Below are 18,044 nucleotides of genomic sequence, written 5' to 3'. Positions count from 1 at the left end.
AAGTCACTAAATTTATAGGAAATTACATCTACACTGATTTTATCTACACCCAAGTAATGAAGGACTAAGGAGGCGGCGATGGCGATGCAAAGACTCAATACAGAACAGCTGTATAAGGTAGCGGAACTCGATAAGCTACCATGTAAGTCGACCAAAGAACTGGCTCCAATTGACGAAATCGTCGGGCAAGAACGTGCACAAAAGGCCGTTGAGTTCGCGATGTCAATCAAGGAAAAGGGTTACAACATTTATGCGATAGGGCGAAATGGTTTGGGTAAGCGCACCATGATTTTGCGCTATCTAAACCGACACACTCAAGAGGTCCAAGAGCTTTTTGATTGGTGTTATATCGCGAACTTTGAAGATATTCGTACACCGAAGGTACTCAAGTTGCCACGTGGCGTGGGCAGCAGCTTAAAGCAAGACATTGAAAAGCTGATGCGTAAATTGCTTAAAGCCATGCCGCTCGCATTCGACAATGAGATGTACTTTAGCCGTGCAGATAGGCTTAAAAACCAATTGGCCACGAAGCAACAAGCTGCACTCGAAACAATTAGCCAAGAAGCGAAAGACAAGGGCATCAACCTGACGATTACCACTCAGGGGGATTACCAGTTTGTCGCAATGAATGGGGATGATCTTCATACCGAAGAGAGCTTTGATCTGCTTTCGCCGGAAGAGCAAGACCAGTTCGATAAAACCATTGATGGATTGGAAGTGGGTCTACGAACCATTTCTCGCGAACTGACCGAGCTTGAAGAGACGTATACAGAGAAAATTCAAAAGCTTAATGATGATACGGCGCGAGATGTGATCACGCACTTCATCAAGCAATTGAAGCAAGATTACAGCCAATATCCAGATATCAAAAAATACCTGACGGCACTGCGTAAAGACATTGTCGACAACGCAGATATTTTCTTGGAAGAGAGCACAGAGCAAGCAGAAGTTGCGACCGCCTCTTTGGATAAGAAAATGCCACGTCGCTACAAGGTTAACGTGATTGTGAGCCAGAAGGAGGAGACGCTGCCGATCGTGGTTGAAGAGAATCCGAATTATCACTCTCTGTTTGGCTATGTCGAGACGGCAACTTTTAAAGGTACCGTATTTACGGACTTCTCATTGATTCGCGCTGGTAGTTTACATAGAGCCAATGGCGGTGTGTTGTTGATGGATGCGGTTAAAGTCCTCGAACAGCCTTATGTTTGGGAAGGCTTGAAGCGCGCGCTACGTTCGCGTCAATTGAGCTTCACTTCATTAGAAAAAGAGGTCACGTTAACGGGAGCGGTATCGCTTGATCCAGAACCCATTCCATTAGACGTTAAGATCATTTTGTTTGGTGATTACCGTACTTATCAACTATTGCAACATTACGATGCGGAGTTCGGTGAACTGTTCCGTGTCACAGCCGATTTTGAAGATGAGATGAAGCGTACTGCGGATTCTGAAATGCATTATGCACGCTTCATTTCGAGCATCGTGCACGACAACAACATGCTGCATTGTGACCGCAAAGCGATTGCTCGCATCATTGAGCACAGTTCTCGTCAGGCGGGTGACCAAGGTAAGTTGTCGCTGCATTCAGCACACATTGCTAATCTGCTTCGTGAGTCAAACTACGTAGCGAGAGGCTCAAAATCGAACTTGATTCGTGCAACGCACGTCGACCAAGCGTTATCTAACCAACAGATGCGTGTCGGACGACTACAAGACAGCGTAATGGAAACCTTCACTAACGGTACAACGCTAATCCATGTTGATGGTCAGGCGGTTGGGCAGGTCAATGCGCTTTCTGTACTCAGCACAACCGATCATATGTTTGGTGCGCCGAACCGAATCACGGCTACCACAGCTTACGGTGATGGTGAAGTGATTGATATTGAAAGAAACGTAGACCTAGGTGGCAGTATTCACTCGAAAGGGGTGATGATCTTATCGGCTTATCTTTCTTCAGTGTTTGGTAAGACAGCTAAAGTCCCGCTCACCACTAACATCACCTTCGAACAATCGTACGGTGGCGTCGATGGTGACAGTGCGAGTATGGCCGAGTTTTGCGCGGTGGTGTCTGCATTTTCTAAGCAGCCAAACCGCCAAGATATTGCGATTACCGGCTCAATGAACCAGTTCGGTGAGTCTCAGCCTATTGGTGGTGTGAACGAGAAAATTGAAGGTTTCTTTGATGTGTGTGAAATCAAAGGACGTTCAAACGAACAAGGGGTGATAATCCCACGATCGAATGTTCATAACTTAATGCTGCGCGGTGACATCGTGAAAGCAGTTGAAAAAGGCGAGTTCAATATCTGGGCGATTGACCATGTCACAGAGGCGATTGAACTGTTCACAGGCAAAGCCGCAGGTGAGGCAAGTGATGAGGGTAGCTATCCAATTGATACTATCTTTGGTATCGCTCAAGCTAAACTGAACGCACTGCGTAAATAGCTGTATAGCTAGTTAGCTAGTTTATGCCTAAATAAACAGATAAACAGATAAACAGATAAAAACAGCCAAAACGCAAAAGCCATCGATTCTAGAGTCGATGGCTTTTTTATTGGTTGCGACTTTGCTCGTGAGTGAGTTGTATTTGGTCAATTTACGAATTAGACGAGCGCAGCGTGTTAAATGATCTTAACCGTTTCGTAAGCAGAGCTTGGTGCCATCGAACTTCAATTTTGCCAACAAGTGTTTAGCGTTAGCGCGGCCAATATCATCAAATTCCACACCGTATCGAGCGTAGTGCGTCGATTTTTGCAGATTACAGATGATGCCTCTCAATGGAGGGATAAGAGGGCCATTGTAGTTTTCAGGTGTAATCTCGATAGACACTCGATCGGCAATCTGAATTGCACGAGAGGTCGGAGAGGTCACAAAACGACAACCACTTTTCGATAAGTCTCTTATCTCACAGTTTGCTCGTTGGTCGTTGAAGATAATTCTTGAAGCCAAGTTCACTTCATAGCGTGTTTCTTTACGCAGCTGAGTGACTTGCATCGTGCTTGGTGTCGAAAGTACAAGAATAGGGAAGGGTTCACCAATCTTATGGTGAATTTGGCTTCTAAAGTGAATAAGTGCGCCTTCACCTCGTAGAGAATAGGCACGAGCGGTCATCCAAAAACCTTCTTGAAAGAAAAAATTCAGATCTTCATTGGATACCTCGGGAACCTCAACCACAATACAGTTATCACTGTGCGTACCGATAAATTTGGTGGTGGCGAGAAACTTAGTGCCAACCGGAGTCGAGACATTCAATGTCAGCTCACTGCCGTGCTCAATCATGGCCAGTGCATCGGTGCTGTTTATCGTAGAAACGGTGCGGTTACGAGGGTCTTGAAGTGCCTGATTATGCTCCAAAGGCTTCTTCAGTGGTGCGTTCATTATATATTCTCCATGCGCCAACATGCGTCTGTTAGTTATATTGGTAACTTGCTAACAAGGGGTTATTACGTGCTAGATTGAGTAGGCGTACTCACATAGATTTATAGAGTGCCTTTTATCATTGCTGTTTTTATATTAAGCCGATGGCACTGAATTAACTACTTTGTTTGTAAGTACTTAGTTTTATTTATATGCACTTGCGTTAGTCTATTACAAGGAACTCATACTTCAAACTTTTATTGTTTGTCGTATCAATTATTTGCAGGAGTTGAGAATGCAGGCAGTAAAATGGGATCAAGAAGTGAACCAGATCACAGTTGAGCTAGAACCCAACCAGTTCGCGGTCGTTAAGTATCAAAAGGACGGAGATGTACTACATATCACCTCGACACGAATCCCTGATGAACTACAAGGCAAGGGCTTTGGCAAGGTGATGATGGAGTCGATCTTGCTTGAAATTGAACAAGCAGGCTTCAAAATTGTGCCAGTTTGTAGCTATGTCGTTCACTACATGAATAGGCAGCCACAGTGGTCACATCTTCTATCTGATAAAGCATAGCAACGAGTAATATGTCTCAATCAATATCGTCAAATAATCGGGCTCAACCTGAAGCGAGTTCAAGTCAAAATCAGCCAGAGCTTTATCAACAAGAGTTTTATCAAAATGAGCTTTATCAAAAAATAGCGACCTCGTTGGGTTGTCACCAAGGGTTTGATGTTCAAGTGATTCAACGCCTGTGGGGTGGATATGGCGAGTTAGTTCGCTTGGTCTTTTCTCAAGAAGGCCATGCTGAACTGAAAAGTGTGATTGTTAAACATGTCGCGTTGCCAGATAAAGCAGAACACCCAAAGGGTTGGAATACCAAACTCTCTCACCAACGAAAGGTGCACTCTTACCAAGTGGAAACGGCTTGGTATCAGTCGTTTACCCAACAGTGGGATGAGCGTTGCCCTGTACCTGTAGGGTTGCATTGTGAGCAACAAGAGAATGAATGGCTGATTGTGATGCAAGACTTGGCTGAAATCGGCTTTCCGTTGATCTCTCAGTTTGATGTGCTTGCTGCTTCTGACGATCTGGCAACCAAAGAGACTCAGCTTGAACGGGCTTCTGGTTACACACTAGAAGAGCAAAAACAACTCGATGCTTGCCTAAAGTGGCTTGCTAATTTTCATGCGAAGCATATCCATATCGACCAAGAGCAGTCTGCATCATTATGGAAAATAGGTACTTACTGGCATTTAGATACACGCCCTGATGAGTTTAATGCCTTGGCCGACTTACCATTGAAGAACCAAGCCAAGCACATCGACCGTTTACTAAAAGAATGTCCGTATCCAACTTTGGTACATGGCGACGCCAAGCTTGCCAATTTCTGTTTTGATTCAGAAAGCCAAAACGCAGCTGCCGTCGATTTTCAATATGTGGGTCATGGTTGTGCGATGAAAGACGTAGCTCTGTTTATGAGCAGTGCGGTGAGGCCGCAAGATTGCGCAGAGCTTGAATCACAGATGTTAGAGATTTACTTCCGATACTTGGAAGAGGCATTGGCGTACTATCAGCCACAGCTTTCGTTTGATGAAATCAAAGCCGCATGGCGACCAATGTTCTATGTGGCGTGGGCTGATTTTCAACGTTTTGTAAAAGGTTGGAGTCCAGATCATTGGAAGATCAACCCGTATACTGAGCAATTGACTCAAACGGTTATTGAGCAGCTAGAAAGCCCAGAATAAATTGCCTCATATCTGCAAACCAAATAAGAAAAAATCGCCCAATTTATGATTGGGCGATTTTGATTTTATCTAGCGTGTGTTTTTAATTCGTTAGGCTGTCAGCTTCTGTCGTTCGTGTGTAAGCGAGCTTATTGGCAAGTTTGAGTTTGTTATTGAACCCTTCTTTATCAATATCCCCCATGACTCGCGCAGGCTCTATTTCACCGCTGGCGGGTGAGTAAAAGAAAATCGCTGGAGGGCCAAATACATTCTTATCATTGAGCCACGCCATTTGCTCTGGAGAGCTTTCTGTCACATCAAGCTTTATTGTCTTCCACTCTTTAAGTTTTTGGCTCACTTGTTGGTCGTTGAACACGTTGGTTTCAATCACTTTACAAGACACACACCAATCTGCGTAAAGGTCGACAAGCACCTTTTGGTCGCTGCTCGCTGCGGTTTGCAACTGTTGTTCTAGCTGAACAATAGAGTCTGTTTTTTCAAAGGGAGTGACGGCAATAGATTGGACTGAGTCCCTGTTTTCAAGTGGGTTCAGAGGGTCTGTATTACCTAAGAAAAATCCGAAAAACAAAATTAAACCATAGCTCAATGGTAGCAAAGCAGAGAACTTACGAGTACGCGCCCAACCCGGTTGTGCGGCTTCTAAAGCACCGAAATGTACACCAGAACCGATGGCGAGCAGCGCCCATAAGATCATAATGACCGATGGAGCGATAAAGCGGCTTAATAGCACGATAGCAACAGCCAATAGCAGCACGCCAAACACTTGCTTAACTGAAACCATCCACGCGCCACTTCTTAATAACAGACGCCCGCCACTTGCGCCGATCGCGATAAGCGGTATGCCCATACCAAGCGCCATAACGAACAGAGTCGCTCCGCCAAACACCCAATCTTGAGTTGTTGAGACGTACAGCAACGCACCAGCCAATGGAGCACTGACACAAGGTGACACAACCAAGGCTGATATTGCGCCCATGGCAAAGACACTGGCGATCTTACCGCCGCCAAGCTTGTCTGAGCCGCTGTTGAGCTTTTGCTGCAGGGCGGCAGGCAGTTGGAGTTCATAGAATCCGAACATTGCTAATGCGAGCAGAACAAAAACCGCTGCAAAGCTAGTTAACAACCAAGGCTGTTGCATCGCGGCTTGCAGGTTGACGCCTTTTGCCAAGGTGGTGACTAAGATCCCCGTCATGGCATAGCTGGTCGCCATACCCAGAACATAGGAACTGGAGAGTGCCGCACCTTTCTTGCCTGTCATCGCTTTTTCGCCACCGATGATGCTAGCCAAAATCGGAATCATCGGCAGTACACATGGGGTCAGTGATAAACCTAGTCCAAGTAGGAAGAATACTAGGAGTGCTTGTAACTTGCCCGCTTGGGATAGGAACGAAGATAAGCTATTGGTATCTTCACTGATCTCACCTAGGGTTTGATATAGAGAGTTTGATGGATCCTCAACTAGGGCTTCAGCTACGGTTTCGAGCATCGGTAAATCGAGCACTAACTTTTGCGGCAGGTAGCAAAGTCCTTTGTCTGCGCAGCCTTGATAACGCACGGTGAGTTTCCCACTTCCTGAGTAAGGAACCGTAACGGTAACGGGCTCGTGAAACACGATGACGTTACCAAAGTTAGGATCCTCTTTCTCTTCACCTGGCAGCGAATAACTCGGTTCTAACGTTGATAATGACGACTCCCCTTTGAACGAAAATCGAGATTGATACAGGTAGTAACCCTTGTGGGTATCAAAGCTGATGACCGCGCCTTGGTCTGTGGCTTCCCATGTGACGGGGAAGGCCTCTTCAACGGGAAGAAACTCGTTTTCTTGAGCATGTAACAATCCGCTAAACAATAAAATTAACGTAAGTAGGTAGCACTTCATGGATGAAGGAACTCCGTGTTTTGGTGAATGTGTAATTGATCGTCGATGTAGATAACAGCGCTATCTTCAGGTACTGATATGTTGGGATTCAATGTCAGTGAAGTACTGAGCACGCCTGCTTCCAATGTGGACGACGAGATAGCGGTAACAGAAAGGATCTTCTGCTCGACATCTTGCTTTGACAAAATATGAGAAGTGGTCTTGTCACCAAATTGCACTTGGCGTTCACTGTGAGCCGAAGTCGTGAGCGCCGCGTCCGTTAACGGAACGGCGAAAAATGGGGTCTTGTTGTCTCTTGGATCCAATACAGCAATGTTAAATGCCGAGCCGTCCGGTTTGGTTCCCAACGCATAGATGTCACCACCAAAATTCACTAACATCGACGTCGCGCCGAGCTGTTTTCCGATCGCTACGGCTTGGTCGACGGCGTACTCTTTGATGACGCCGCCAAAATCGAAACGAGTACGGGAATCAGGGACGTGTAGCCTTGTCTTTTGTAGATCGACAGTCCCTTTCAGCTCCCACGCTTGCTTACCCAAAGCAGAAGACAGGGCTTGGAAAGCATGACTGTGCAACATCTTCGGCTTTTGTTTTAAAAGATGTTTGATGCTGCCAACCGTAGTATCAAAGGTATCGAAGGTCAGTTGACTTAATCGGTCGAGATGTTGAAAAACCTCGGCAGATTCGGAATCGAGTTCGACATCACATGATGCTCGCTGATTAATGCATTGTGTTAGCCATGATTCGTCGCAGTAGAAGTTATATTTGTCTTCCAATCGGTGTGTGTTTTGCTCTATCTCAGTCGCTATTTCTGTTGCGCTTGCCTCTGGAAAGTTAGCCAAATTCATCGACAAAATTTGCACTTCACACGGTACGGTCATGGCATGAAAGCGATGTACAAAGGGCAGGTTAGAACTCATAGGTTGCTCCAACAGCCCACCACTGTGCTTCAAAACCGTTGCTTTGTTCGTAGTACGCAGCAAGCGCATTTAAGCGTAACTTCTTATGTACCTTGATACTCGCCCCTAGTTCATAGGCATTGGCCGTGAAGTTGCCTAAGCGAAGGTCTGAAGTTGCGTAGCCTGACGATGCAAAAGAAGGATCGGTACTACTTGGATCGCGATAGAAATCGGCTGCATCTTGCGTGTACCAGAAATAGCCCGGTGCCAAGGTTAACCATTCACTCACTCGCCAAGATAATTTGCCGCCTAACTGGTGAGACATTACGCCCCAATCATCCATGAACCATTTGTATCTTGGTCGGATTTTTAGACTGTCGGACAATGAGTAAAAAGCTTGGATATTAATACCGCCAGAGAGTCGCGTATCCGGTCGAGAATCTTGTCCCAAGAACACTTCATCATCATCGATCTTTCCGTCGTCGTTGATATCGACTTCACGCAGAACCGTTAAATAGTGATTGCTCAAATAGCCACTACGGTAACCCGTGTAAGCAGTAAAAATGCTGTATAGATTCGGCGTGAAGGTTTGTGATAATCCGGCTTCTAAACTGCCCGTGAAAATGTCTTCCCAGCTCTGGCTGTTTGATGAAGCCAACGAGTATTTGCCGAACGCTTGAGTCTGATCGAAAAGGGCAGAGCCACCTAGACTGTAAGAGCGGTTTTTAGTGCTATCGGCATAGACCAAACCTTTGGCGTTAATGCCAAGGCTTTCATAATCTTCTTCTTGAGATGCGTTGCCACCTAAGGTCCATTCATTACGTAAGGTGTCGCGATAGGTCGCGCTTAAGCTGATGGATTTTCTGGTGTCTTCAAGGCCTACTTTTTGGATTTCATAGCCACTGCGATGAGGGTCGTAGCCTGCACGAATAACCTCGTCGGTTTTATTCTGTGCCTGTTGAGTTTTTAGGGCGCGATTTATCTGGTCGGCATTCGAAGCAAGAGGTGTCGTTGGTCCCCACGCTGGTGAGGCGCCAGAAACACTGTCGTAGCTTATTTCTGCGTTGAGTGTCCAATCTAAGCCGATACTTTTTTCAATCGAAACCATGGTGTCATTGGCTGATACTCTGTCATCGTATTCCTCATAGCTAAGGTAATGAACAGAGATATGATCTTCAGCTAATGCCACGTTAGCCACTGCCGCTGCACTCAGCAGCGTAATTGGTAATTTTTTCATTTTTTTCTTATTTTGTTTTTAAATACTGATTTTTTCGTTGATGGATCGGTTAGTTACAACCACAGCCACCGCCACCAACACCACTGCCGCCGACGGAACCTTGTTTGTAAGCGAACACCTTTTCAGAAAAGACGTCGAATTCAGGCACAGTGCCACCGGGTTTCATCTCTTTTTGAGCCAATGTGCCTTTTTCCCAAGGCTTTACAGGTTCAATACCAAGGAACTCATCAACGAAAGCCAAAGCAGAAGGTTTGTTACTCTCTTCTGGTGCTTTCTGTTCGATAACCAGTTGCTTTGCCTTGGGTTTCACCATTTCAATGTTTCGTCTGGTTGCACGTTTCGCTTCTGGGTTTGAATAATCACCGCCACTTGAATAAACGGTGTTGGAGATGATCTCCTCTTCAACGATAGGACCTTCGTTTTTTGCGCTACTATTACTTGTTTGCTGTTCAGCGGGCTTTTTGCCCAGACCGCTGAGGTCGAGTTCTAGCGTGGCATTAGCCATCATTGGAATAGCGAGTAGCCCAACAAGGGTGACTTTGATTAGCATTACAGTTGCACTCCCATCTTGGTGAGGTCGTCAGTAATGACGTCACTAATGTGGTTAATGGCACCAAAACGAATCTTGATAACCTTTCCTTGATAGATGTAGTAAAGCGCTGGCATGCCGATAGGTTTAAACTCGGCAATCAATGCTTGTTCAGGGTCGTTAACAACAGGGAATTCCAGTCCGAGCTGTTTTTGAAACGCCAAGCCAACCTCAACATCTTCATCAACGTCCACGCCTTTAAATGTGACGCCTGTGCCTTTGAGTTCGGTGTAGAGTTGATTGACTTCGGGTAGCTCTTCTCGGCAAGACACGCACCACTCTGCAAAGAAGTCGACAATGGTCAGCTCATCCTTGTTGAGTTGAAGTTTTTCGATGACGTCTGGTGATAAAGAATCGCCTTCTTGATAAGCCAATGCAGGTAAAGAAAGGCACAGCGCCAATAGCGCTAGGGCTCGTGTAAACATGTTTTTCTCCATATTGTTTTTAACTTGTTTGTTTTTAATTCAATGCTTAAATTCAGGTGTTTCGAATCAAACGCTTTGTTTGGATTAGCGAGTGAGTTTGATGGTTGCCGAATATTCAACCGCTAAAATGTCGGAAAAATACTCGTTGAGCTGAGCGGTGTTCGTGGCACTAAACACGCGTGATTGATTCCCGGCACAGCGCTCGAATTGAGCGATTCGAGACGAACTGACGCCATAGCCGATGAAGTTCATTTCGATGCCATATTGATTGATTGCGGTAGTACAGAACCCTGCGTTAACCAGTTGGTCAAACGTGTCTCCTTCGTCAGCACCGTCGGTGAAGAGCACTAGCTTTCTTCTGGTTTCAGGTACTGTGCTGACGTTGATTCCCCATGCTTGTTGCCAGCTAGGGATCAGTTGTCTCACTCCCCATAACAAGCCGTGAAAAGAGCGAGTACCGCCATTTGCTGTTAGGTTGTTTATCGAGTTTTGGACGCGGGAAAACACGCTGGTCAATGGCAGCATTGGTGAATCTTGATTGCAGTCGCTTAACCACTTACTCGGTGGTGTAAATTTCACTGGTCGCTCTGAGTGAAGCGTCGCGAGGTTATCGACGGTCAGTGCCGCAGAGAAATCGCCATTACGATAGCTAAGCCCATCGATACAGTAGATTCCGGCTGCTTCTTTGGATAACCAAGGTGGGCGCTGCGCTGCAACGCCAGAGTCGAAGGGAACGATTGAAATGCTTACAGAATCTAAATCGTTGGCGTTCTTACTCTGAGATTGAATCGTATTCAAGGCGTTGGATAAAATGGATTTCAACGACTGGATGTTTGAACCCATCGATCCAGACACATCAAGCACTAAAACCAGCTCCGTTGGAATCGACGATTGCTTGCTTTCAACCTCGCCTTTATAACCACCACCCGTCGCCGTTACCTTGTTTGCGTAGCTCTCATATTTGAAGTTGGGCAGTAATGGTGACAATGAATAACCTAGGCTAATACGGCAGCTTGAGCCTATGATTTCTGGTTTTAAGCCACTCACCCCTTTTAGGGTTGGCTGATAGTAATCTTGGTAAGCCATCATCATTGGGAGAGTGGCTGTGTCAGCAAAAGCACACGCTAATGCGGCCGAATCGGCGGCTTGCGCAGCTCGGTTTGAAACCATCACTTGTGCTGAGATCATTAGGGTGCCAACGGCGATAAAAAGCGCGGGAAACAGTAACGCCAAGAATGAAATGGTCATGGAGCCTTGCTGTTTTTTAAGCGTAATGCTGCCGAATATTGGTTTAACCATAATGCTTTCCTATCACGGCTGATGAACTTGAGAGTGTTTTAGGAAGATTGAGTCGCTTGTAGTCAAACGGTGTATTCACACATAAAGTGAGTTGAACCAAGGTGGATGGTCTTCCAACTAACGCAGGGTCGCCGCTACCCTCAACGATAAGTGCCTTTATTTGTTCTCTAGGTGTGTCGTTTTGACAGGTGATCCCGGCATAGATGTATTTGTATTCCCATTTCGCAGCGGCTGTATCAAATACACGGCTCTCAAGTAGCAACCCAATATCGTTACGTTCAATGTCTTGCGGTAGATAACGCTCGGCGAGAACTAAAAGTTGATTCTTTAACGTATTAGGCAATCCGTTTGGACCTTGCTCTGGTTTTAGTTGCGTCAGGGAGACGGCATTCACTAAGTTATATGTCACGTTGTCGAGTTGAGTCTGTAGGTTGAATAAGCGGTAGGTAGCAACAAGCCCCCACAAAATGATCATGAGTGCGAGTACAACGAAGGGGAATTCAATCGCTGCTGAACCCGCTTGTTTTTTTCGAGGTGTTTTATTTGTTGTCATAACTAACCAGTACCTTTCTTTTCAAGGTTGTCATGTTGCCGATAGACTCAGAAAACTGAGTTGATAGATTAGGTAATAAGGCAAATGAAAATGAGTAAGACACCTTGTACTCGCCTAACACTGCTCTGCTTTTGGATACCGGTTTTTCATTAACTAAATCTGAGAAGTTTTCGGCGTATAGCGGTGAAGATAAGCTGATTTTATCCTTACTTATCAATGGGAACTTTGCGATAGTCTCGGCAAAAGCTTGGTCTGAAATAGGACTAATCGGCCGTGTCTTGGCCTCACGAACACCCGCATTAACGGCTACATCAAGGATGATGTTGACCAACAGCAGACGGCAGATCTCAAAGAAACCAATGATGAGTATCAGAAACGGTATCACCAACATTGCAAACTCGACGCTCTGCGCCCCTTTTTGACGAGAGAGCATCACAGTTCTCCTTGCTCAGTTTTAGCAGCAAGTTCTTGGTAATACAGACTATTGTTGGCAAACTCAGGTTGAGATAGATGTGCACGAGCGATACTTTTTGCGGACGCACTGTCTCCAGAAAGCGCATAAGCCAGTGCTAGGTTGAGTTGCAGTTTTACACTCGCTTCACCTCGGACAAAGATCGGGTGCAGAATGCGGATCCCTTGTTCTGGTTTACCATCGAGTATCCAAGCCATGGCTAAGTTGTTGCGATACTCATTACTGGATGGCATCAAGCTGAGGGCATGAGAGTAAGATTCACGCGCTTTTGAATACTGCTTATTGAGCGAGTAACTTACGCCTAAACTGTTGTGGGCGACATCATCAGTTGTAACTAATCTGACAGATTCTTCGAGTGCTGATGTGGCTTGTTCAAGCTCACCAAGCGCCAACCACGCGCGGCCAAGTTCTCTGTAAATCGCGCTCGATTGATTAAGCTCGATACCGTGCTTTAGATAATGCAGTGCCTCATCATAACGACTGGCTTGATTCGCAGCGGACCCCATTAGCAAGAGTAGCTGCGGATCATCAGGCTTCGATATCAGCATCTTTCGGTACAGATCCATGGCACTTTCTGGTTTGCCATTCATCAGTGCAACCTCGGCGACTTTCATGTCTTCAGAAGTCTCTTTTTCAATGCTATTCGTTGATTGACAGCCGACTAAAATTAGCGCTAAACCCAAGAGAACGATCTTGTTCATAAGCCCCCCAGAGTTTGTTTAAGGGATAACATGATTGGCACGACAATAATGCCCACAACAGGTAGCATGATGAAGACCACTAAAGGGAATGACATCTTGGCTGGTATTTTTCCTACCCACTCTTCAAGCTCTAAGAAGTGATATTGGCGGCTATCAGAGGCAATCAGCTTTAACGCTTCAGCGAGAGGCGTGCCGTATTGAAGCGCTTGATTCATGGTGGTCACAATATTGTTGATGTCAGGAAGCTGGACTCGTTTGTCCAGGTTTGAAAGTGCCGTTTGTGGTGAATCAAGAACCGATATCTCTGTCGCAGTGAGTAGCCATTCACGTGATAATGCTGGAGAGATAGCACGCATCTCTTCACCGACACAGCGAAATACCGCTTCGAGTGTTAGACCTGATGCGACACATACCACCATCAGATCGACTGCATCAGGAATAACGCGGCTAATTTGCATTCGGACTTGGTTCACGCGCCAATCTAGAATGCGGTCGAACAGGATGCCAACCACAATGGCGATTGCGATACATTCGGCCACAGAGTTCATGTTAAGCACTTGGATTCGAGTGACATACCAAGCAATAGATCCCGTCACCATCGTCAGTAGTCTTAAGCCAAGAAAATAGATCTCTGCATTAGGACTCAACCAGCCAATGAGGATTAACTTCTGGCGTCGTGGTTTTGCACCTTGGAAGCGCCATTTGCTAGAAGCGGTCGTGTACTTAGAGGAGTAGCTCGATACGTGAGTCAGTCGCTCAGCGACAACATCTCGTTTGAAAGAAGACAAGTGTGCGACAACTGTCAGTAGTAATGCGCATCCCAACAGAAGCAAGGCAACATACATCATGATGAGAACCTTTTGTTACGAGTCAGAGCGTTCAAAATGAGTGTGCCTGAGCTAATACTAATGATGGCGTAGGTCAGTACACGCTGTCCCGATTCTGTGTTGAACAATTGGATTATCATGGTGGGTTCCATCAAATAGATACCACCCAATAACCCCAAGGGTAAGATAGAAAGAAAGAGGGCTGTCATACGAGGCTCCGAGGTTAAGCTCTTGACCTTTTTTCTCATCGCTCGATTGTCATGCATGGTTCTGCTTAAGCTTTGAAGAATGTCGCGCAGTTGGCCACCATTCGATTGATTCAGGATTAACGCGACCGAGAAGTAGCGGAAACTGCTGTAAGGAAGGCGAACGCATGCATCATCGAGGCTTTGGCGAAGGCTTAAACCGAGCGTTAAGTTATCGCGAATATAGGAGAACTCACGTCCTAATAGCCCTGGTTGGGTTTCTGACACTTGTTCAATCGCTTGTGGGACTGAGAGCCCCGCAGCCACCGCTCTAGAAATTAAGCCAAGTACATTGATGATGCCTTGTTCGAACTCTTCTACCTGCATTTTTCGGCGGTACATCGCCAAGGCACATGTGCATACAAACCAAAGTCCAACAGCGGCGAAAAGTTGATGATGCATTGCCAGCTGGGGAAATAACATGTGGCCTGATGCTGGGAAACCGATAGCTGATAAGGCAATAAAGTACTTATCCCAAACTGGCAGCAATGCATTCATTCGTAAAAAGAAAGCATGCAGTTTGTTGCTGCGCTGGTGGTTGGTTTTTTTGATTGAAACGTCAGCTGTAAGCGAGCGTTGACTGCCGCTTACCAATAACAGCCGTTTATTGACGATGGCTTGCTTTGAGCTCAACCTGATTAACCCGATCGCGATAAATAAAACGAAAACAGTGAGAACTAAGATCATCAGGCTTCAAGCTCCATCGCTACTCTTAGTTGAGCATCGAGTTGGTGGTATTTGGCTTTTTCATTGAAGCTTGGTACGCACTTAGCACTCTTGTATTCGCCAATCAGGTTGCCTTGTTGATCCTCTGATAACGGCTTGAATTTGAACAAGTCTTGAGTGATGTATTGTTCTCCTTCTAACCCTTGCACCTCGGTGATCGAAACAATGCGTCTTTTGCCATCACGCATTCTTTCGACTTGTATAACGACATCGATGGTGTCTGCGATTTGGCGGCGCAATGAGAACAGAGGCAGAGTCGCTTGGCTCATCATCAACATGTTTTCCATGCGAACTAGTGCATCAGTCGCTGAGTTTGCGTGCAATGTACACAGTGAACCATCATGGCCGGTGTTCATTGCCTGCATCATCTCAAAGGCTTCATCACCACGAACTTCGCCTAAAATGATTCGATCTGGTCGCATACGTAGAGAATTTCGCACCAACTCTCGCTGGGTGATCGGCGTTAAGCCCTCGGCATTGGCTGGGCGTGTTTCTGCACGTACAACATGAGGTTGCTGTAGACGCAGTTCTGCGGTGTCTTCGATGGTAATGATGCGTTCTTGAGGTGAAATGCTAAAAGACATCGCATTGAGCAGTGTGGTTTTACCTGCACCAGTGCCTCCCGCAACAAGCACATTAAGGCGTGAGCGAACAATAATATCGATAAGCTTAACCATCGATTTCGACATTGCGCCAAACTGAGCCAATTGGCTGAGTGTTAGCTTATTCTCATTGAATTTTCGGATGGAAATGTAGGTTCCATCAAGCGCTAGCGGTGGGATCATCACATTGACACGGCTACCATCATCCAATCGAGCATCGACTAATGGATTCGATTCATCGATTCTTCGCCCGACCTTGCTGACGATGCGTCGCGCTAGGTTGAGAAGTTGTTCTTCATTGCGAAATTGAACGGCCGTTTTTTGCAATTTTCCTGAGCGTTCTACGTAGACTTCACGGTACCCATTGACCATGATGTCGGTAATGCCTTGGTCTTCAATCAAGGGCTGCAGTGGGCCTAATCCTAGAAACTCATTGAGCAATTGTTCCACTGAATGAGCGACATCTTTGTGACCAAGCGGTAACTGCTTAGAGACCACGATATCTGACACCATTTCGGCAATTCTAGCTTCAAGATCGGGTGCGCTTAAGCTCACTACAACCGATGGGTCGATCGCCTTGATGACCTCTTCATGAATCACATGATAATGCTCACGAACTGAGGGTGTTGATGAGAGGGCTTCATGAGACCGAGCTCTATTCGTTACAATCGGATCTATGGCTTGTGTGTTCTGACCAAACATTATGCGCCTCGCTTCCAAAAACGGCGGCTGCCTTGTTGCGGCTCACCAGTGACTAGTTCAAGTAGAGAGTTAAACGCGAGCTTCACTTTCCTATTGCCTTTATGGGCAGGCTGACCAAGCGATGACTTGCTCAAGAAATGGTTAGGCAAAAATGGAATCATGACGTCTACGGATGTACCGAGTGATTTCTTCACATCATTGACCGAAATAAGGGATGCGGAATCGGACTTACAATGGTTCAACACCACAATGGTTTGTGAAGCTGCTTGGTTTTGAAGTCGTTTGATTATCTGGCCTGCATTGCGAATGGAGCTGAGTGTAGGCTCGACCACAATGATTCGGATATCGGCACTTTTAAGCGCTTCAAAGCCAACCTGGTCACGCAATGAATAGGTCGGAATGTCGATCAGTAAGTAGTCTGAACTTTGCAGGCAGAACTTTGTAAACTGATCGAATGCACTCTTTTGTGGCCAAAATGGTGTGGTGTCTAAAGGTAGATAACCGGTAAAGAGCGTGTGCTCGGGTGACACACTGATCCCACTGCGCTCAAACACGAGAGGTTCTAATCTTTCTGGGTATTGTAAAAGCTCTACCAACGCCGTGTTGCCTTCGACATTGAGTAGCAAATCCAAATCACCCATCGAAAAATCGAGGTCCATACAAGTTACTCGTTTTTCGAGTTCGGCAAGCTGCTGCGATAACGTCGCGATAATGGTGCTGCTTCCTGAGCCGCCTTTTGCACTGACAATGGAAACGATTTTTTCATTTCGTTTTTCATTGTTGAGTTGTAATGCAGCAAAGGAGACGTGTTCAAGATCTTGTGGTGTCACAGGGTTGACTAAATAGTCACTGGCACCGGATGCGAGCATTCCACGGTAAGCAAAAATTTCAGTTGAATGACCAATCGCGATAACTTGGCACCCAGTACGTTGTATTAAACGCTGCACAACCTGTTTCGATTCTGGCAATTCGCTATTCAGTACATCGAGGAAGATGGTTTTAACATCGTTCTTAAGTACCTGTCTCACCACGTCATCTTCTTGATTCGAAGAGGTTGTGATGTTGTTGATACCGAAATCATTCAGTGTGTATGTGAGCGCTAATGTATCGAGTTGCTCCGATGCCGCGATCAGTACCGTTAAGTTGTGTACTTGATTCATTGCGAACCTCCTAGCGTGGTATTCGAAGAGCCAGAGTTTGTCTGTTGGTTTTGTGCTGGTGGCGCAAAGTAGTTATCGATGCTAGACACCGCTTTTTGTCCTTGTGCACTGTCGATGGGCTGACCAACTATCAGGTCTTTTGGATTTGCGACCATTTGCGCCAGTGCATTGGCATTCGCACAGCCGAAATTGCGCTGAGTACGATAAGCGTTGAGTGTGGTTCTTGGTGTTTTACCCGCGTCACATGCAGTTACTTTGGCACGATAAGATTCAACAAAAATCGTGATGTCGCCTTTACCTTGCGCCGCAGTGTCTGACACTGAAATTTGCGAAGGGTAGAGGCCTGACTCGATCAGATGAAGCCTAACTTTTTCACTTTGGCTTTCTCCTTTCTGAGTCGTATTTTCAATCTTGACCATTAAGTTGGATAGCGTGCCTCGGCGAGCAATAAAGTCAGAGATATCAGCTTTCTCTTGAGCCGATAACGTTTTACCCGACAGTGTTAAAGTCAGCTTGTTTGTCACGGACACCACATCCACAGAAGGTTGTTGGGTTGTAGGCGTTGGCGCGCAACCCGCAAGCGCAAAGAGAGCGGGCAGTAATAAGGATAATTTGTTCATGATGT

At 46.0% G+C, this 18,044-nt stretch carries 18 protein-coding genes; 3 read left to right on the top strand and 15 right to left on the bottom strand.

All coding sequences use genetic code 11. From position 1 onward, the window contains the following. Window positions 1-78: 78 nt before the first annotated feature. The gene (locus AACU28_RS00150; protein WP_017083022.1) at window positions 79-2,439 is read left to right on the top strand and encodes a Lon protease family protein; all 2,361 of its coding nucleotides are present in this window, start codon (window positions 79-81) and stop codon (window positions 2,437-2,439) included. 186 nt (window positions 2,440-2,625) lie between these two features. Here AACU28_RS00150 and AACU28_RS00145 read toward each other — a convergent pair whose 3' ends face one another. Beyond that, entirely contained in the window at window positions 2,626-3,372 is a 747-nt protein-coding gene (locus AACU28_RS00145) for a flagellar brake protein (RefSeq protein ID WP_004732802.1), read from the bottom strand. Window positions 3,373-3,646: 274 nt separating this feature from the next. Between AACU28_RS00145 and AACU28_RS00140 the strand changes: the two genes are divergently transcribed. Both AACU28_RS00140 and AACU28_RS00135 read left to right on the top strand, forming a co-directional pair. Beyond that, window positions 3,647-3,931: a GNAT family N-acetyltransferase gene (locus tag AACU28_RS00140; RefSeq protein ID WP_065607935.1), complete on the top strand. Its 285-nt coding sequence runs from the start codon at window positions 3,647-3,649 to the stop codon at window positions 3,929-3,931. 11 nt (window positions 3,932-3,942) lie between these two features. Next, a complete protein-coding gene (locus AACU28_RS00135; RefSeq protein ID WP_102450534.1) occupies window positions 3,943-5,103 on the top strand; it encodes a phosphotransferase in 1,161 nt (386 codons plus the stop codon). Between the two features lie 82 nt (window positions 5,104-5,185). Here AACU28_RS00135 and dsbD read toward each other — a convergent pair whose 3' ends face one another. The 14 genes from dsbD to AACU28_RS00065 form a co-directional block, all read right to left on the bottom strand. Then, complete coding sequence (gene dsbD / locus AACU28_RS00130) at window positions 5,186-6,982, bottom strand: protein-disulfide reductase DsbD (protein WP_121602062.1); 1,797 nt, start codon at window positions 6,980-6,982, stop codon at window positions 5,186-5,188. Beyond that, complete coding sequence (locus AACU28_RS00125) at window positions 6,979-7,902, bottom strand: FAD:protein FMN transferase (protein ID WP_121602061.1); 924 nt, start codon at window positions 7,900-7,902, stop codon at window positions 6,979-6,981. Before AACU28_RS00125 ends, dsbD begins: the two co-directional genes overlap by 4 nt. Then, window positions 7,892-9,118, bottom strand: a complete 1,227-nt coding sequence (locus AACU28_RS00120) for a DUF3570 domain-containing protein (RefSeq protein WP_102500750.1) — start codon at window positions 9,116-9,118, stop codon at window positions 7,892-7,894. The genes AACU28_RS00125 and AACU28_RS00120 overlap by 11 nt, the downstream gene beginning before the upstream one ends. A gap of 49 nt (window positions 9,119-9,167) precedes the next feature. Continuing rightward, complete coding sequence (locus AACU28_RS00115; RefSeq protein WP_102500749.1) at window positions 9,168-9,668, bottom strand: DUF4266 domain-containing protein; 501 nt, start codon at window positions 9,666-9,668, stop codon at window positions 9,168-9,170. Then, on the bottom strand, window positions 9,668-10,132 hold the full coding sequence (locus AACU28_RS00110; protein ID WP_102344489.1) for a TlpA family protein disulfide reductase: 465 nt from the start codon (window positions 10,130-10,132) through the stop codon (window positions 9,668-9,670). The genes AACU28_RS00115 and AACU28_RS00110 overlap by 1 nt, the downstream gene beginning before the upstream one ends. Window positions 10,133-10,216: 84 nt before the next feature. Further along, entirely contained in the window at window positions 10,217-11,431 is a 1,215-nt protein-coding gene (locus AACU28_RS00105; protein ID WP_102500748.1) for a hypothetical protein, read from the bottom strand. Further along, window positions 11,424-11,984 carry a tight adherence pilus pseudopilin TadF gene (tadF, locus tag AACU28_RS00100; protein ID WP_017083030.1) on the bottom strand — a complete coding sequence of 187 codons (561 nt, stop codon included), beginning with the start codon at window positions 11,982-11,984 and terminating at the stop codon, window positions 11,424-11,426. The genes AACU28_RS00105 and tadF overlap by 8 nt, the downstream gene beginning before the upstream one ends. Next, window positions 11,971-12,417, bottom strand: coding sequence for a TadE/TadG family type IV pilus assembly protein (locus AACU28_RS00095; protein WP_102500747.1), 447 nt, complete (start codon window positions 12,415-12,417; stop codon window positions 11,971-11,973). Before AACU28_RS00095 ends, tadF begins: the two co-directional genes overlap by 14 nt. Further along, entirely contained in the window at window positions 12,417-13,157 is a 741-nt protein-coding gene (locus AACU28_RS00090) for a tetratricopeptide repeat protein (RefSeq protein WP_121602060.1), read from the bottom strand. The genes AACU28_RS00095 and AACU28_RS00090 overlap by 1 nt, the downstream gene beginning before the upstream one ends. Beyond that, window positions 13,154-14,005, bottom strand: a complete 852-nt coding sequence (locus tag AACU28_RS00085; protein WP_076647364.1) for a type II secretion system F family protein — start codon at window positions 14,003-14,005, stop codon at window positions 13,154-13,156. The genes AACU28_RS00090 and AACU28_RS00085 overlap by 4 nt, the downstream gene beginning before the upstream one ends. Continuing rightward, window positions 14,002-14,916: a type II secretion system F family protein gene (locus AACU28_RS00080; RefSeq protein WP_076647360.1), complete on the bottom strand. Its 915-nt coding sequence runs from the start codon at window positions 14,914-14,916 to the stop codon at window positions 14,002-14,004. Before AACU28_RS00080 ends, AACU28_RS00085 begins: the two co-directional genes overlap by 4 nt. Then, window positions 14,916-16,259, bottom strand: a complete 1,344-nt coding sequence (locus AACU28_RS00075; RefSeq protein ID WP_076647357.1) for a CpaF family protein — start codon at window positions 16,257-16,259, stop codon at window positions 14,916-14,918. The genes AACU28_RS00080 and AACU28_RS00075 overlap by 1 nt, the downstream gene beginning before the upstream one ends. After that, window positions 16,259-17,419, bottom strand: coding sequence for an AAA family ATPase (locus tag AACU28_RS00070; protein WP_102548128.1), 1,161 nt, complete (start codon window positions 17,417-17,419; stop codon window positions 16,259-16,261). Before AACU28_RS00070 ends, AACU28_RS00075 begins: the two co-directional genes overlap by 1 nt. Then, on the bottom strand, window positions 17,416-18,039 hold the full coding sequence (locus tag AACU28_RS00065; protein ID WP_102534004.1) for a CpaD family pilus assembly lipoprotein: 624 nt from the start codon (window positions 18,037-18,039) through the stop codon (window positions 17,416-17,418). The genes AACU28_RS00070 and AACU28_RS00065 overlap by 4 nt, the downstream gene beginning before the upstream one ends. Between the last annotated feature and the right edge of the window lie 5 nt (window positions 18,040-18,044).

It is taken from the genome of Vibrio sp. SBT000027 (genome assembly GCF_963894355.1).
In the GTDB taxonomy this organism is placed as follows: Bacteria; Pseudomonadota; Gammaproteobacteria; order Enterobacterales; family Vibrionaceae; genus Vibrio; species Vibrio splendidus.
Note: the sequence above shows the minus strand (reverse complement) of the source record. Positions and strands in the feature narration are given on the sequence as shown.

Coding starts and splice junctions, on each gene's coding strand:
- AACU28_RS00150 (WP_017083022.1), top strand. CDS start 79: ATGGCGATGCAAAGACTCAATACAGAACAGCTGTATAAGGTAGCGGAA.
- AACU28_RS00145 (WP_004732802.1), bottom strand. CDS start 3,372: ATGAACGCACCACTGAAGAAGCCTTTGGAGCATAATCAGGCACTTCAA.
- AACU28_RS00140 (WP_065607935.1), top strand. CDS start 3,647: ATGCAGGCAGTAAAATGGGATCAAGAAGTGAACCAGATCACAGTTGAG.
- AACU28_RS00135 (WP_102450534.1), top strand. CDS start 3,943: ATGTCTCAATCAATATCGTCAAATAATCGGGCTCAACCTGAAGCGAGT.
- dsbD (WP_121602062.1), bottom strand. CDS start 6,982: ATGAAGTGCTACCTACTTACGTTAATTTTATTGTTTAGCGGATTGTTA.
- AACU28_RS00125 (WP_121602061.1), bottom strand. CDS start 7,902: ATGAGTTCTAACCTGCCCTTTGTACATCGCTTTCATGCCATGACCGTA.
- AACU28_RS00120 (WP_102500750.1), bottom strand. CDS start 9,118: ATGAAAAAATTACCAATTACGCTGCTGAGTGCAGCGGCAGTGGCTAAC.
- AACU28_RS00115 (WP_102500749.1), bottom strand. CDS start 9,668: ATGCTAATCAAAGTCACCCTTGTTGGGCTACTCGCTATTCCAATGATG.
- AACU28_RS00110 (WP_102344489.1), bottom strand. CDS start 10,132: ATGTTTACACGAGCCCTAGCGCTATTGGCGCTGTGCCTTTCTTTACCT.
- AACU28_RS00105 (WP_102500748.1), bottom strand. CDS start 11,431: ATGGTTAAACCAATATTCGGCAGCATTACGCTTAAAAAACAGCAAGGC.
- tadF (WP_017083030.1), bottom strand. CDS start 11,984: ATGACAACAAATAAAACACCTCGAAAAAAACAAGCGGGTTCAGCAGCG.
- AACU28_RS00095 (WP_102500747.1), bottom strand. CDS start 12,417: ATGCTCTCTCGTCAAAAAGGGGCGCAGAGCGTCGAGTTTGCAATGTTG.
- AACU28_RS00090 (WP_121602060.1), bottom strand. CDS start 13,157: ATGAACAAGATCGTTCTCTTGGGTTTAGCGCTAATTTTAGTCGGCTGT.
- AACU28_RS00085 (WP_076647364.1), bottom strand. CDS start 14,005: ATGATGTATGTTGCCTTGCTTCTGTTGGGATGCGCATTACTACTGACA.
- AACU28_RS00080 (WP_076647360.1), bottom strand. CDS start 14,916: ATGATCTTAGTTCTCACTGTTTTCGTTTTATTTATCGCGATCGGGTTA.
- AACU28_RS00075 (WP_076647357.1), bottom strand. CDS start 16,259: ATGTTTGGTCAGAACACACAAGCCATAGATCCGATTGTAACGAATAGA.
- AACU28_RS00070 (WP_102548128.1), bottom strand. CDS start 17,419: ATGAATCAAGTACACAACTTAACGGTACTGATCGCGGCATCGGAGCAA.
- AACU28_RS00065 (WP_102534004.1), bottom strand. CDS start 18,039: ATGAACAAATTATCCTTATTACTGCCCGCTCTCTTTGCGCTTGCGGGT.